Source organism: Mycobacterium lehmannii (genome assembly GCF_001499925.1).
GTDB classification, from domain to species: Bacteria; Actinomycetota; Actinomycetes; order Mycobacteriales; family Mycobacteriaceae; genus Mycobacterium; species Mycobacterium lehmannii.
This window is the reverse complement of sequence record NZ_LQIR01000033.1, coordinates 14,133-28,525: the sequence shown is the minus strand read 5'-3', so window position 1 is coordinate 28,525 and position 14,393 is coordinate 14,133. Positions and strand designations below refer to the sequence as shown.

Sequence of the window (14,393 nt, the reverse complement as noted above, 5' to 3'; positions counted from 1 at the left end):
GAGGGCGGAAGCCCTCGACGAACTACTGTCGAACCCGTCCAAACCACCCGCTATTGCATCGATCGCTTGAAACCGCCGCCGCTCGGACGGGCATATCTTCAGTTTCGGCGGCAGGTTACCGGGTCGCCAGCAGGTCGATGACAAATATCAGCGTCTTGCCCGAGAGTCGGTGCCCGCCGCCGGCGGGGCCATAGGCCTGTTCGGGCGGGATGACAAGCTGCCGACGACCGCCCACCTTCATCCCCGGAATGCCGTCCTGCCAGCCCTGGATCAGTCCGCGCAGCGGGAACTCGATCGATTCGCCGCGGTTCCACGAACTGTCGAACTCCTCGCCGGTGTCGTACTCCACGCCGACGTAGTGCACCTCGACGTTGGCGCCGGGAACCGCTTCGGCGCCGTCGCCGACCACCAGATCGGTGATCACCAACTCGCTGGGCGGAGGACCGTCGGGAAAGTTGATTTCGGGCTTCTGCCCTGAACTTGAAGTCACCGCACTCACGGTAGTCGGGCAGACTGGTGCTGTGACCAAAGACCAAGACATTCTCGACCAGGTCAACAAGCTGGTCGCCGAGGAGCAGGAGCTCCGCTCGAAGCTGCAGAACCGCGAGATCGACGAGTCCGAGGAGCGTCAGCGGCTCAAGGCCGTCGAGGTGCAGCTCGACCAGTGCTGGGACCTGTTGCGGCAACGCCGTGCCCTGAGAGAGACCGGCGGCGACCCACGTGAAGCCGAAGTGCGCCCGCCCGACGAGGTCGAGGGCTACCTGAACTGAGCTCCTCTTACGACGCCGTCGTCGTGGGCGGCGGGCACAACGGTCTCGTCGCGGCGGCCTATCTGGCGAAGGCGGGCCGCCGAGTGCGGGTGCTGGAGCGGCTCGACCATGTCGGCGGGGCGGCGGTCTCCGCGCACGCCTTCGACGGGATCGACGCCCGACTGTCGCGGTACTCGTACCTCGTCAGCCTGCTGCCCCAGCGCATCGTCGACGATCTCGGCGCCCGCGTGCGGCTGCTGCGGCGCCGCTACTCGTCGTACACGCCCGACCCGACGAACGGCGGTCGCACCGGACTGTTGATCGGGCCGACGTCGACATTCGGCGCGATCGGCGCGGCCGAGGACGAGGCGCGGTTCGCCGAGTTCTACCGGCGGTGTGGCGGCCTCGTGGAACGGCTGTGGCCGACGCTGCTGGAACCGCTGGTGGCGCGCGAGCAGGCGCGGCGCCTTGTCGACGACGATGCTGCGTGGCGGATGATGGTCGACGATCCGATCGGACATGCGATCACCTCGGCCGTGGACAATGATCTCGTCCGCGGCGTGATGGCCACCGACGCGTTGATCGGGACGTTCGCCCGCCTGGACGATCCCTCGCTGATACAGAATGTCTGCTTCCTCTACCACCTGCTCGGCGGCGGAACCGGCGACTGGGACGTGCCGATCGGCGGAATGGGCTCCGTCACCGGTGCGCTGGCTGCGGCAGCCGCCGGCTTCGGTGCCGAAATCACCTGCGGCGCAGAGGTATATGCCATCGATCCGTCCGGCGAGGTTCGATACCATTGTGACGGCGCGGACCGCACCGTGCGCGGAGACGTGGTCCTCGCCAACGTGACTCCGACCGTGCTCGCCGGCTTGCTCGGTGAAGAGGTACCGGTCTCGACGCCAGGCGCACAGGTCAAGGTCAACCTCATGCTGCGGCGACTACCGCGATTGCGCGATGACGCCGTCACGCCCGAGCAGGCGTTCGGCGGGACATTCCACATCAATGAGACCTACACCCAGTTGAACGAGGCGTATGCGCGCGCAGACGCCGCCGTGGCGCCAGACCCGCTGCCGTGCGAGATCTACTGTCACTCGTTGACCGATCCATCGATCCTGTCCGACAAACTCCGTGTCGCGGGGGCGCAGACGTTGACGGTGTTCGGCCTGCACACTCCGCACCGTCTCGTGTCGACTGGCGATCCGGATCGGATGCGGGACACGCTGACGTCGGCGGTGCTCAATTCGTTGAATTCCGTTCTGGCCGAGCCGATCCATGACGTGTTGATGGAAGATTCGGAGGGTCGGGTGTGCATCGAGACGAAGACGACGCTCGACCTCGAACACTCGCTCGGCATGACGGGCGGACACATCTTTCACGGCGGGCTGGCGTGGCCGTTCGTTGAGGATGACGAGCCACTCGACACACCAGCTCAGCGTTGGGGTGTGGCCACCGCTCATGACCGAATTCTGCTGTGCGGCTCGGGGGCCCGGCGTGGTGGCGGCGTCTCCGGCATCGGCGGGCACAACGCGGCCATGGCGGTACTGGAGGGCTAGGCCATCTCCGCAGCGATGGCAACGAACCCGTCGAACCCGCACTCTTCTGCCATGGTGCGGTAACGATCCTTCAGTTCGCGGTACGTCGGCTCGTTTCCAGAGGCCCTGGCCTGCAACGCCCGGAGTCGCATCACCACCAGGTCGCGTGTTGCCCACTCCGCACCGGGGCGGACACCGGCGAGTCTCTCGATCGCAGCGTCGGCCTCCGAAAGATCTCCTTCTGACTCGCGCAGCAATAGAAGCTCAACAAGCGCCTCCGTGGTGCCTTCGCAATTCACGAAGTTGCCGGATTCGAACAGCTCGTCCACGGCAACTCGTATTCGCTCGATCGTGCCATGGCGGTCGTGGTCGGCGGCGCTATGAACAACAATCACCTCCAAAGCGGTTACTATGTTCAGCGCGTAGTGCTCTTTTCGGCACGTCTCGCACAGCTCGGTGAGCATCGCGAGTCCCCGTGGCTCCTCCCCCACATTTCCGTAGGTCAACGCTATGCCGAGGGCCATGCGCGACAGCACCAGTGGCAAGTCCTCACTGCACCGCTCTGCTCGCTCGTATGCCTCCGTGATCTCGCTCAGCAGGGTCTCGTCGGGTAACCCCACGTGCCGACCTACTGGAATGGACTTGTAGGCGGTCGCAACCGCCAGCGAAGCCGCGTCTGATTCGCGGGCCATGGCCACTGCGTCCTCCAGGTCTTTGCGCCATCCCGCACGGCCCATCAGGTACCGGGCAAACCCTCGAAATGTGTACGCCAAGGCCACCGGTGAACCGAGGATCAAGCTCCCCATCGTGGACTCGCCCTCGGCGACGTCGATGGCAGTCTCCGTCCATCGCAACACATCCGCGGCCTCGGCTGCCTGGAGCTTGGCAACGCACGCCGGCACGGTCAAATGAATTGTCAACGTGGTGTCGCCGAGGGACTCGACAAGCTCCATCAGTTCGGATGCCTGCCGAGAAGCTTCGAATATCCGTCCGAGAAGCACGTGCTCCATCGTCAGCCCCGCCATTCCGATGGCGAGCGATGCCTTGTCTCCTGCCTCCATGCACAGGTCACGGAGTTCGTCGAAGCGCTCCGACAGGTCCGGGTGGAAGCGACGGAATGCGCTGCTGCACAACAGGCTGCGCGGCGCTATCCGCATACCTAAACGGTCCGGATGATCCGGGGGGAGAGCGTCGGCCACCCGACGCGCGCGCTCCCAGCTGAGCTGGGCTGCGGCATTGTCCCGGTTGTTCGCCCAGGCACCCGCTCGCATGTGCCACTGGTAGGCGGCTGCCAACTCGCCGGCCGACTCGAGGTGCTCCGCGATCAGCGCGGCGTTCTGGTCGCTCTGGTCCAAGGCCGCGGCAAGCCGTCGATGCAATCGCGTGCGGTCGGACCTCAGCTGTGACTCGTAAGCGACGGCCCGAATCAGGGCGTGCCGAAATGTGTACTGAGGGGTTGGACCGAAGCCAGTCTGATCGATCAATTCCGCCTTCACCAGGTCGTCGAGCGCCGGTTCGATCTCCAACGCCTTCAGCATCTCCGGGCTGAATTGGATGCCTATCACCGCGGCACCGTTCAACGTCCGTTTGGCCGCGGGATCGAGGCGGTCGATGCGCGCCGCGATCACCGCCTGCAGGCTTTGAGGCACGTTCACCTCGCTCGTCGGCTCAACGCACAGATAGCACCCTCGGGAGCCGACCAGCACTTCCCGCTCGGTCAGGTCGCGGACGATCTCTTCGGCGAAGAACGGGTTACCCTCGGCGCGTTTGGCAACCAGGTGCGCGAGCTCTGCCACCGAGCCGTCCTTGCCGAGCAGTTCGCTGCTGAGCCGTGACATCTGTGAATAATCCAGCGGCTCAAGCGCGATGGTCTGAGACCGGGGCGAATGAGCGAGCGGACCATCGTATTCCGGCCGGTAGGTGACGAGCACGAGAGAACGTGTCCGGGGTATCACGGCCAGAAAGTCCGCGAGCATCGATTCACTGGTCCTATCGATCCAGTGCGCATCCTCGATGACGTACATCGATGGGGTGGTGCTCGCGAGCGCGGCGGCATTGATCATCGCCGCGATGCGGCGCTGGCGTGCATCGGCATCGATCTGGGGCAGCGCCGCCGCCGGATCACCGACTCCCAGAAGGTCTTCGACGAGCAGAAGATCCTCTTGATCGGCGTCGGGGAACGCAGCACGCACCTGTTCCCGCGCCGCCGTGGCGTCGAGGCCACTCGCGTCCGTCGCCGACCGCAGCAGGTTTGCTGCCGCGTGGAACGGAACGTCGGCGGTATGGGACTCGCAGAGAGTGGTGGCCACCTCGACACCGGCGTCCGCGGCGCGCGATGTCAACTCCCGGACCAGCCTGCTTTTCCCGATGCCGGGCGGACCGACCAGCCCCACGACACCTCCGTTGCCCCGCACGGCGCGGTCGAGAAGTCCGCTGAGCGCGTTCATCTCCCACTCGCGGCCGACGAACGTGGTCCGCATCCGCTCTGTTCGCTGATCAGCGGCCAATCCGAGTAGCCGCCGCGCCCGCACCGGCGCCTGCATTCCCTTGATATGCACCAGCTCTGGGTCACCGAGCGCGGCGCTGTTCTCCACCAGTCGTGCTGTCGACTCGCTCACCATTACACCGCCAGGTGGAGCCACCGACTCCATTCGTTGAGCCATGCCGACTTGCTCACCGACCGCCGTGTACGAAAATGGGCCCGAACCGATTTCGCCGGTGATCACCACTCCGGAATTCAGGCCGATACGTAGCTGCAGGTCGATGTGGTCTCGGTCCTCGATGCTGGCTGCCAGGCGCCGGGCATCCTCCTGGATATCCAGCGCCGCCCGGCAGGCGAGCAGCGCGTGATGCTCAAGCGCAATAGGTGCGCCGAACTCAGCCATGATCCCGTCGCCGGTGAATTTGTCGACTGTGCCCCCATATCGCTGGACGACCGCCGACGACCGGTTGAACAATTCCGTCATGATCTCGCGCAACCGCTCCGGACCGAGCCTGGTCGCGACGTCCATGGACCCGACCACATCGGCGAACAGCACGGTCACTTGCTTATATTCGGCGCGAGAGTCCGCTGCGGCGACCGGGGACCCGCAGGCGTCACAGAAACGGGCTCCGTCCCGTAGCCCGGCGCCGCACACGTGGCAGGCAACCCCCACGGTGTAATCGTGCGCCGAGCGGGGGGCCGTGGTTGCGAAATGGCGCGATTGCGACCAGGAACGCTACGTCGACGACAGCTTGGCCAAGATTTCGCGCAGCGCCTCGAGGTCGTCCTTGTTCAGCGCCGCGAATACATCGGGTGCCGGATCCTCGACCGCGTCGATCTTGGCCACCATGGCGCATCCCGCATCGGTGAGCGACACTCGCTTGCACCGGCGATTCTCCGGATCCACCTGACGCACCACCAACCCGCGCCCCTCCAAGTCGTTGATCGCGACCGTCGCGGCCGGCGCGTCGATGGTCGCCGCGTGCGCCAACTCCTTGACGGTCATCGGCCGTCGGCTCAACCGCCGCAGGATGCGCACCCTGCTGAACGGCAACCCGGAGTGCTCGACGATCGCCCGCTTCCAGCTCTCGTGGTTCTCGACGACGAACGTCGCCATCGCCCGCCACGCCTCGTCTGCCCCTCGATTACCGGACATCGGCCGTCACCAACGGTTCCAGTCGATCGGCAGACCGCAACGCCCTGCCGGACGTCGAGTAGAAGCCGAGCACGATGATCACCACCCCAAGCACCGCGCAGATCATCCACAGCGGGCGAGCGGCCTCCGCGAACCCTGGGCCCGTCGCGGCCAGCGCGCCGCCTGCGACCGAACCACACAGTGCCACACCAATACTCACGCCGACCTGCCTGCTGGTCGATGCGATCGCCGACGCGGCCCCCGCCCGGTCGGTCGGCATGCCGCTGACGGCGGCGTTGGTCACCGGCGCGTTGACCATCGAGAACCCGATGCCGAAGACAGCGAAGATCACGAGCAGCTGCCACACCGGTGTCGTCGCCGACAGCTGGGCGAGCATAATCGTCGCCGCCGTGATGAGCACACCCGCAGACAGCAGCGAAGGTCGGGCACCGAACCGCCCCACCATCCGGCCGGACAACGGCGAAAACATCAGTGCCCCAACGGCTATCGGCAGATAGATCAACCCCGTGTGAAACGCCGAGAAACCGCGCGCGTCCTGCAGGTACAGCGACATCATGAACAGGAACGCACCCCACGACGCGAATGCGCACACCGCAATCATCGTCGCCGACGCAAACGGAATGCTCCGGAAGAACCTTAGATCGATGAACGGGTCCCGCCTGCGAGCCTCATAAGCCACGAAGCCGACGAAGGCCGCGACCGCGCCGACCGCCACGGCGACCGTACGAACGTGTCCCCATCCCATGACCGGTCCCTCGATGAGCACAAAGACGAGGCCGAACAGGAACGCCATACCCAGCAGCTGGCCGATCGGATCGACGTCGCGCATGGTCACCGACTTGGACTTCGGGACGAAGATGACGGTGAGCAGGATCGCCACCGCGCAGATCGGCAGATTGATCCAGAACACGGCGCGCCAGTTGATCCACTCGATGAGCACACCGCCGACGATCGGCCCCGCGGCCATCGAGATGCCGACGACACCGCCCCATATGCCGATGGCCCGGGCGCGTTCCACCCTGCCGGTGAACGCCTGCGTGATGATCGACATCGCGACGGGGTTCATCATCGAGCCACCGATCGCCTGGAGGAAGCGGGCGGCGATCAGCGTCTCGATGTTCGGCGCCATGCTGCACAGCAGCGACGCGACCGCGAACACCGTCAGCCCGAGCTGGAACGTCCCGCGGCGGCCGAACCGGTCGGCGGCCGCACCCGACAGCAGCAGCAACGAGGCCAACACCAGCGTGTAGATGTCGATCACCCACTGGAGTTGGGAACCGCTGGCGTCGAGGTCGGCGCGGATGTTCGGAATCGCGACGTTGACGATCGTCGCGTCCATCGACACGATCAGCAGGCTCAGGCAACAGGTCACCAAAATGATGGCCTTGCGTCGAGCGCTCAATGACCGTTCGTTCACCCGACAATTGTGAAACTACAACTGTTTGTGCGGCAAGGCGCCTGGCAGTGAGATACGCGACGGCGAGTGTGGGCCTACGCCACGCCTCGAACCCTCAGAACGTGCGGGTAACCCACGTTCGGCGGAGGGCGCCAACGGACCTAGCGGCTGCTGACGTCCTTGTAGTCGCGCTCGGTGTAACCGGTGTAGACCTGGCGCGGACGGCCGATCTTGCCGCTGCCCTCGTCGTGCATCTCCCGCCAGTGCGCGATCCAGCCGGGCAGCCGGCCGAGCGCGAACAGCACGGTGAACATGCGCGTGGGGAAGCCCATCGCCCGGTAGATCACGCCGGTGTAGAAGTCGACGTTCGGGTAGAGCTTGCGCTCGATGAAGAAGTCGTCGGTGAGCGCGGCTTCCTCGAGAGTGCGTGCGATGTCCAGCATTTCGTCGTCGCCGCCGAGCTTGCCGAGGATCTTGTCGGCCTGCTCCTTGACGATGCGGGCGCGCGGGTCGTAGTTCTTGTAGACCCGGTGGCCGAAGCCCATCAGCTTGACGCCGTCCTCGCGGTTCTTCACCTTCCTGATGAACTCGTGGACGTCGAAGTCGGCCTGACGGATCTTCTCCAACATCTCCAGCACCGCCTGGTTGGCGCCGCCGTGCAGCGGGCCCCACAGCGCGTTGATGCCACCGGAGATCGACGTGAACAGGTTGGCCTGCGACGAGCCGACTAACCGCACCGTCGACGTCGAGCAGTTCTGCTCGTGGTCGGCATGCAGGATGAACAGCATGTCCAGCGCGCGGACGATCTCGGGATCGACCTCGTAGGGCTCGGCCGGGAAACCGAACGTCATCCGCAGGAAGTTCTCGACCAGCGTCAGCGAGTTGTCCGGATACAGGAACGGCTGGCCCGCCGACTTCTTGTAGGCATACGCCGCGATGGTCGGCAGCTTTGCCAGCAGCCGGATCGTCGACAGCTCAACCTGGTTGTCATCGAACGGGTCGAGCGAATCCTCGTAGTACGTCGATAACGCGTTGACCGCGCTCGACAGCACCGGCATCGGGTGGGCGTTGGCCGGGAAGCCGTCGAAGAACCGCTTGAGGTCCTCGTGCAGCAGCGTGTGCCGCTGAATCCGGGTGGTGAACTCCGCGAGCTGTTCCCTGGTGGGCAGCTCACCGTAGATGAGCAGATAGCTCACCTCGATGAAGTTCGACTTCTCGGCGAGCTGCTCGATCGGGTAGCCGCGGTAGCGCAGGATGCCGGCGTCGCCGTCGATGTAGGTGATCGCACTCTTGGTCGACGCCGTGTTGACGAAGCCCTCGTCGAAGGTGGTGTAGCCGGACTTGGCCAGAAGTGAACCCAGCGCGATGCCGTCAGCGCCTTCGGTGGCGGAAACGATGTCAAGGTCGAGCGTGCCACCGGGGTAGGAGAGGGTGGCTTGCCCTTCCCCACTCTTCGCGTTATCGGCCACGAGTTTCCCTTCGTCGCTGCTGGGAGTATTCGGACATTGCTCCTACAAAAGGTAGTCCCATTCCGGCACGCGTGCCCCGCCGGGGGCGGTCACTTGCTCAGACGGGCAGCCGCAGATTACCCAACAAGCCGGTGAACTCCGCGAAGACCGTCTCCAAGTGGTCGATCAGGTCGTCTAGGGACACCTGTGACCAGTCGCTGTTGACCTGCACGACATCGGTGAGCGCCGTCATTATCACCGCGCTCCACGTCGCGGATGTCAGCCGCACCCTGCGGTCGCTGAGGTCGGCGCCCATGCGCCTGGCGATCGCGCGTTCGACCGCGTTGCCCCGGAAATCGGGGGTGATCTGCCGCAGTGTCGGCGACGACAGGATGATCCGGGTGATGCACAACACCCGCTCGGCTCGCAGATCGTCGGGTCCCGCGCGCTTGGCCGCCTCCCCCATCGCGACGTAGGCGCGCAGGATCGCCTCCAGGTGATTCAGCTCGGCGGGTTGGCGCTCCAACTCGACGGCGACTTCGTCGATGATCTCGTCGACCAGGGCCAGCGCGATGGAGTCCTTGGTCGGGAAGTACCGGCTAAAGGTGCGCGGTGAGACGTCGGCCACCGCGGCGATTTGGTCGACGGTGGTGTTGTCGAAACCCTGTCCGTTGCACAGTTCCACGGCGGCATCGATGAGAGTCGCACGCGTGCGCTGCTTCTTGCGCTCACGCAGCCCAACGGACTGCGCCCCCCTACCGTCAGGCACGAACGCGATCCTAACGGTCGAATCTATGAGAGAGCTAAGAATTCATCTGCTCCGAAAACATGATCGACGTCAACATTTCGGGCCGGCGCCACGCGGTAGCGAACGCCGGCACCTAAGGCTGCAGCCGCTCGATGCGCCCGTCCTGGATGCGAATCCTGTTGTGCACGCGGTTCTCCCGGCCCTGCCAGAACTCAACGACGTCGGCGGCGATCAGGTAGCCACCCCAGTTCGGCGGGACAGGCACCGTGTCCTGACCTTCGAAGCGCCGCGTCACCTCGGCCAGTTGCTCCAGCAGCGCCGCGCGGGAGGCGATCGGCTTCGACTGGTACGACGCCCACGCGCCCAGTTGCGACCCTCGCGGCCGCTTCGACCAGTATTCGGCGGTCTCCTCCGCCGACACCTTGGTCACGGGGCCGCGGACATGGACCTGGCGGCCGGTCAGATACCAGGGGAAGGTGGCCGACGCATACGGCGTGGCCGCTAGCTGTTCGCCCTTGTCGGAGTCGTAGTTGGTGTAGAAGGTGATGCCGGTGTCGTCGACGCTCTTGCACAACACCGACCGGGTGACGGGCCGTCCCCGGTTGTCGACCGTCGCGACGACCATGGCGTTGGGTTCGGCCACGCCGGCGCGCTCGGCGTCGGCTAACCACTTGCGCAGCAACGTAACCCAACCGTCGGCCAGCCAATCCACGTCCAGGTCGGGACTGCCGTCCTTTTCCGCCGAACCGTATTCCACCCGCATCCTCGCCAAGTGTTCCGGGCCTACCTCCGCCACGCGCCAACGCTACGCCCACACCGGCTGCCGTCGTGTCTGCAACCGCCAGATGAGCGCCGTTTCACAGGTGCGAGAATCTGGCCATGAGCGCGGTGCCCGAAGACTTCGTCCCCGGCCTCGAAGGCGTCGTCGCCTTCACGTCCGAGATCGCCGAACCCGACAAGGACGGCGGCGCGCTGCGGTACCGCGGCGTCGACATCGAGGATCTGGTCAACCAGCGGGTCACCTTCGGCGACGTGTGGGCGCTGCTGGTCGACGGCAAGTTCGGCGACGGTCTGCCGCCGGCCGAACCGTTCCCGCTGCCCATCCACAGCGGCGATGTCCGCGTCGACGTCCAGGCGGGGCTGGCGATGCTGGCGCCGATCTGGGGATATCCCCCGTTGCTCGACATCGACGACGCCACCGCCCGCGAACACCTCGCCCGGGCGTCGGTGATGGCGCTGTCCTACGTCGCGCAGTCGGCGCGCGGCATCTATCAACCCGCGGTCCCGCAGCGCACCATCGACGAATGTTCAACGGTGACAGAGCGATTCATGACCCGCTGGCAGGGCGATCCCGATCCCCGGCATGTCGAGGCCATCGACGCCTACTGGGTGAGCGCCGCCGAGCACGGCATGAACGCCTCGACGTTCACCGCCCGCGTGATCGCGTCGACCGGCGCCGACGTCGCGGCCGCCCTGTCCGGGGCCATCGGCGCCATGAGCGGACCGCTGCACGGCGGCGCCCCGGCGCGGGTGATCCCGATGATCGAGGAGGCCGAGAAGACCGGCGACGCCCGCAACGTCGTCAAGGGCATCCTCGACCGCAAGGAGAAGCTGATGGGCTTCGGGCACCGGGTCTACCGCGCCGAGGACCCGCGGGCCCGGGTGCTGCGCGCGACGGCCAAGCGGCTCGAGGCCCCGCGCTACGAGGTCGCCGCCGCGCTCGAACAGGCCGCGCTGACGGAGTTGCGCGAGCGCCGGCCGGACCGCGCCATCGAGACCAACGTCGAGTTCTGGGCCGCGGTGATCCTGGACTTCGCGCAGGTGCCGACCAAGATGATGCCCGCGATGTTCACCTGTGGCCGCACCGCCGGGTGGTGTGCGCACATCCTCGAGCAGAAGCGGCTCGGCAAGCTGGTGCGGCCGTCGGCGATCTACGTCGGACCGGAGCCGCGCAGCCCCGAGTCGGTCGAGGGCTGGGACCAAGTCGTCCGGTCGTGACTGCGCCCTCGATCCTGGAGACGTTCGCCTCAGCGGCACACAGCTTCGCGGACCTGGTCGGCCGCATTCCCGCCGACGCGTTATCGGGGCCGGGTCTGGGCGAGTGGGACCTGCGCTCGCTTGTCGGGCACACGTCGCGCTCGCTGACGACGGTGCTCACGTACCTCGAGACCACAGCTCAGGCCGAGGACATCGCCACGCCGCAGGAGTACTACGCGCGGGTGAACCCGGCGGCACTGGGCCTGGACCCCGCCGACGTGGCTGCGCGCGGCAGGCAAGCCGGGCGCGACCTCGGTGACGACCCGGCGGCCGCCGTGGCAGACCTCGTCTCCCGAGCGACCGCGCGATTGGAGACGGTGGACGACCCGTTGATCCGGGTGCTCGGCGGGCTGGGCATCCGGTTGCGGACCTATCTGCCGACGCGGACGTTCGAGCTGGCCGTGCACAGCCTGGACATCGCACGTGCCGTTGGTCTTTCGTTCACGCTGCCGACTCCCGTGCTGGAGGAGGCGTTGGTATTGGCAGCACGCATCGCCGCCGGGCAGCAAGGCCAGACGGTGCTGATGGCGCTGACGGGCCGCGACGCTCTGCCGGCGTCGTTCTCGATTGTCTGAAGCCTCTGATCTGTCGGTGGGCAGTGGTTGCATGACCGCGTACCGATGAATTGCGTCCGCTCGCCGAGTCGGTACTGGTAACCCGCCCGCGGGCCTAACCCGAATCGAGAAGGAGCTCTCCACATGGCCATCGACTTCGAGCCAGCAGTGTCGCCCATGCTTACGGTCAGCGACGGCGCCGCAGCCATCGACTTCTACGTCAAGGCCTTCGGCGCCGAGGAACTCGGCCGGGTGCCGGGGCCCGACGGCAAGAGGCTGTTTCACGCCGCGCTGCGCATCAACGGGGCGCTGGTGATGCTCAACGACGACTTCCCGGACATGAACGACGGCAAGTCTGCGACGCCGGAAGCTCTCGGCGGCTCGCCGGTGACCATCCATCTGACGGTCACCGATGTCGACGCCAAGTTCCAGAAGGCCGTCGACGCAGGCGCGACGGTCGTCATGCCGCTTGGTGACATGTTCTGGGGCGACCGCTACGGCGAGCTGCGTGACCCCTTCGGGCATCTGTGGTCGATGGGTCAGCCGGTGCGTGAAGTCAGCCCCGAGGAGATCGAGAAGGCGGTGCAGCAGCACCAGTGACGGAGCTAGCGGCGCAGGCCGGCCAGTAATCGCCGGCCGAACCCGGATCCGCGGGAGTCGGCCGCGGCGGAGAGCATGTCGGGGACCGCGGTGAACTTCACGCGCGGTCGTTCGTCGCCGCCGCGGGCGACTTCGGCGGCGTCGATCGCCTTCCACCCGGCGGAGTCGACCATGTCGGGCCGCCTGCTGCGCACGAGTTTGTCGAGTGCCGAGGGCTTGTGCACGGGATCGCGCAACCTGCCCTCGTTGTAGTCGGCGACGAGGTTGTGCACGGTCTGCGCGGCACACGACTTGTTGGTGCCGATGAAGCCCGTCGGTCCGCGTTTGATCCAGCCCGCGACGTAGCTGCCGGGAACGGGTGCGCCCAACCGCGGGTCGACGACCCGGCCGCCGTCGTTGGGCACGACCGCGGCCTCCTCGTCGAAGGGCAGACCGCGAATGGGCTTGCCGCGGTAGCCGATCGACGTCAAGACCAAACCGGCGTCGACCCGACGAACCTCGTCGGTGCCGGTGACCGTGAACTCCATCGCCTCGCTGCGGACGTCACCGATGACGCGCTTCGGCGTGAGCGAATAGGCGAGCCGGATACGCGGTCGCGTCACCGGCGTCGAGGTGTCCGCCAGCTTGCTCAGGATCTCCAACTTGTTGCGCGTCAACCGATCCTGGGCCGCGGCCAGGTCGCGGTCCACCAACGCGTGGTCCTCCGGTGAGAGCACCACCTCGCACGTCGACGTCAGCCCGATCAGCTCGGGCAGCGTGAACGCCGAGTCGGCGGGCCCGCGGCGGGCCGCGATCACCACCTCGGTCACCTTCGACGCGCGGAGCGCGGCGAACGCGTGATCGGAGATGTCGGTGCCTGCGAGGACATCGGGCGGTGAGGTGAGAATCCGCGCGACGTCGAGGGCGACGTTGCCGTTGCCGACGATGATCACTCGCTCGTGACTCAGATCGATTGGCAGCGAGTCGAAGTCGGGGTGCCCGTTGTACCAGGCCACGAACTCGGTGGCGGTGCCCGTGCCTTGCAGGTCCATTCCCGCGATGTCGAGCCGGCGGTCGTTGGGCGCCCCGACGGCGTAGAGGACGGCGTGGTGATGCTCGAGCAGCTCGTCGTGGGTGACGTCGGAGCCCACCTCGACGTTGAGGTAGAACGTGAATCCCGGTTGGGCCGCGACCCTGTCGAACAGCCTGGTGACGCGCTTGGTGCTCTGGTGGTCGGGCGCGACGCCGGCGCGCACCAATCCGTAGGGCGTGGGCAGCCGCTCGAAAACGTTGACGCGCACCCCTTTCTGGGTGAGCAGCTCGTCGGCGGCATACATCGCCGCCGGTCCCGATCCGACGATCGCCACCGTGAGCGGTCCACCTGCCCTCGGGTACACCACCGGCGCCTCGATGACCGGCGCCAGTTTCGATGTCGGCGGCAACTTTCCGTCCGGTTCGGGATAGAACGCGGCGTTCAACTCGACGAACGGAAGCTGCGCGGGCGTCAACTTCGAATCATGCGATATCGCACCGACCGGGCACGCCGACACGCACGCACCGCAGTCCACACACGCCACCGGATCGATGTGGAGCATCTCGGCGGTCGCGAAGCCGGGTTCGTCGGGTGTCGGGTGGATGCAGTTCACCGGACACGCGTAAACACAGGACCCGTCGCTACAACACGACTGGGTGATCACATGGGGCACAAG

13 protein-coding genes are annotated in these 14,393 nt (G+C 66.3%); 5 read left to right on the top strand and 8 right to left on the bottom strand.

Annotation, left to right across the window (positions count from 1 at the left end; translation table 11 throughout):
- Positions 1-115: 115 nt before the first annotated feature.
- Positions 116-499 carry an FKBP-type peptidyl-prolyl cis-trans isomerase gene (locus AU192_RS16940; protein WP_207544952.1) on the bottom strand — a complete coding sequence of 128 codons (384 nt, stop codon included), beginning with the start codon at positions 497-499 and terminating at the stop codon, positions 116-118.
- A gap of 22 nt (positions 500-521) precedes the next feature.
- Between AU192_RS16940 and AU192_RS16935 the strand changes: the two genes are divergently transcribed.
- Positions 522-770 (top strand): DUF2630 family protein, encoded by a 249-nt coding sequence (locus AU192_RS16935; RefSeq protein ID WP_064398216.1) that lies wholly within the window; start codon positions 522-524, stop codon positions 768-770.
- Positions 771-793: 23 nt separating this feature from the next.
- A complete protein-coding gene (locus AU192_RS16930) occupies positions 794-2,305 on the top strand; it encodes a phytoene desaturase family protein (protein ID WP_341271754.1) in 1,512 nt (503 codons plus the stop codon).
- Here the strand turns inward: AU192_RS16930 and AU192_RS16925 are convergent.
- The 6 genes from AU192_RS16925 to pdxH all read right to left on the bottom strand — a co-directional run bounded on the left by AU192_RS16925 (position 2,302) and on the right by pdxH (position 10,277).
- Positions 2,302-5,421: an ATP-binding protein gene (locus tag AU192_RS16925; protein WP_341271755.1), complete on the bottom strand. Its 3,120-nt coding sequence runs from the start codon at positions 5,419-5,421 to the stop codon at positions 2,302-2,304. The two genes, AU192_RS16930 and AU192_RS16925, sit on opposite strands and share 4 nt — an antisense overlap.
- 81 nt (positions 5,422-5,502) lie before the next feature.
- Positions 5,503-5,922: a MarR family winged helix-turn-helix transcriptional regulator gene (locus AU192_RS16920; RefSeq protein WP_064398211.1), complete on the bottom strand. Its 420-nt coding sequence runs from the start codon at positions 5,920-5,922 to the stop codon at positions 5,503-5,505.
- Entirely contained in the window at positions 5,912-7,339 is a 1,428-nt protein-coding gene (locus AU192_RS16915; RefSeq protein WP_064398209.1) for an MFS transporter, read from the bottom strand. The genes AU192_RS16920 and AU192_RS16915 overlap by 11 nt, the downstream gene beginning before the upstream one ends.
- Before the next feature lie 140 nt (positions 7,340-7,479).
- Complete coding sequence (locus AU192_RS16910; RefSeq protein ID WP_082695042.1) at positions 7,480-8,787, bottom strand: citrate synthase; 1,308 nt, start codon at positions 8,785-8,787, stop codon at positions 7,480-7,482.
- Between the two features lie 97 nt (positions 8,788-8,884).
- Positions 8,885-9,535 (bottom strand): TetR family transcriptional regulator, encoded by a 651-nt coding sequence (locus AU192_RS16905; protein ID WP_064398206.1) that lies wholly within the window; start codon positions 9,533-9,535, stop codon positions 8,885-8,887.
- A 112-nt stretch (positions 9,536-9,647) separates the two neighbouring features.
- On the bottom strand, positions 9,648-10,277 hold the full coding sequence (pdxH, locus tag AU192_RS16900; RefSeq protein WP_064398203.1) for a pyridoxamine 5'-phosphate oxidase: 630 nt from the start codon (positions 10,275-10,277) through the stop codon (positions 9,648-9,650).
- A 116-nt stretch (positions 10,278-10,393) separates the two neighbouring features.
- On the opposite strand from pdxH, the gene AU192_RS16895 reads away from it, so the two are divergent.
- From AU192_RS16895 to AU192_RS16885, 3 genes are all read left to right on the top strand, one after another.
- Positions 10,394-11,512, top strand: coding sequence for a citrate synthase 2 (locus AU192_RS16895; RefSeq protein WP_064398201.1), 1,119 nt, complete (start codon positions 10,394-10,396; stop codon positions 11,510-11,512).
- The gene (locus tag AU192_RS16890; protein ID WP_064398198.1) at positions 11,509-12,126 is read left to right on the top strand and encodes a maleylpyruvate isomerase family mycothiol-dependent enzyme; all 618 of its coding nucleotides are present in this window, start codon (positions 11,509-11,511) and stop codon (positions 12,124-12,126) included. The genes AU192_RS16895 and AU192_RS16890 overlap by 4 nt, the downstream gene beginning before the upstream one ends.
- Positions 12,127-12,249: 123 nt before the next feature.
- The gene (locus AU192_RS16885; protein ID WP_064398196.1) at positions 12,250-12,705 is read left to right on the top strand and encodes a VOC family protein; all 456 of its coding nucleotides are present in this window, start codon (positions 12,250-12,252) and stop codon (positions 12,703-12,705) included.
- 5 nt (positions 12,706-12,710) lie between these two features.
- Here the strand turns inward: AU192_RS16885 and AU192_RS16880 are convergent, their stop codons facing one another.
- Complete coding sequence (locus AU192_RS16880; protein WP_064398194.1) at positions 12,711-14,390, bottom strand: FAD-dependent oxidoreductase; 1,680 nt, start codon at positions 14,388-14,390, stop codon at positions 12,711-12,713.
- Positions 14,391-14,393 lie beyond the last annotated feature (3 nt).

What these genes read in the sequence shown, in the direction of transcription:
- AU192_RS16920 (WP_064398211.1), bottom strand. Translation starts at nt 5,922, where the DNA reads ATGTCCGGTAATCGAGGGGCAGACGAGGCGTGGCGGGCGATGGCGACG.
- pdxH (WP_064398203.1), bottom strand. Translation starts at nt 10,277, where the DNA reads ATGCGGGTGGAATACGGTTCGGCGGAAAAGGACGGCAGTCCCGACCTG.
- AU192_RS16895 (WP_064398201.1), top strand. Translation starts at nt 10,394, where the DNA reads ATGAGCGCGGTGCCCGAAGACTTCGTCCCCGGCCTCGAAGGCGTCGTC.
- AU192_RS16885 (WP_064398196.1), top strand. Translation starts at nt 12,250, where the DNA reads ATGGCCATCGACTTCGAGCCAGCAGTGTCGCCCATGCTTACGGTCAGC.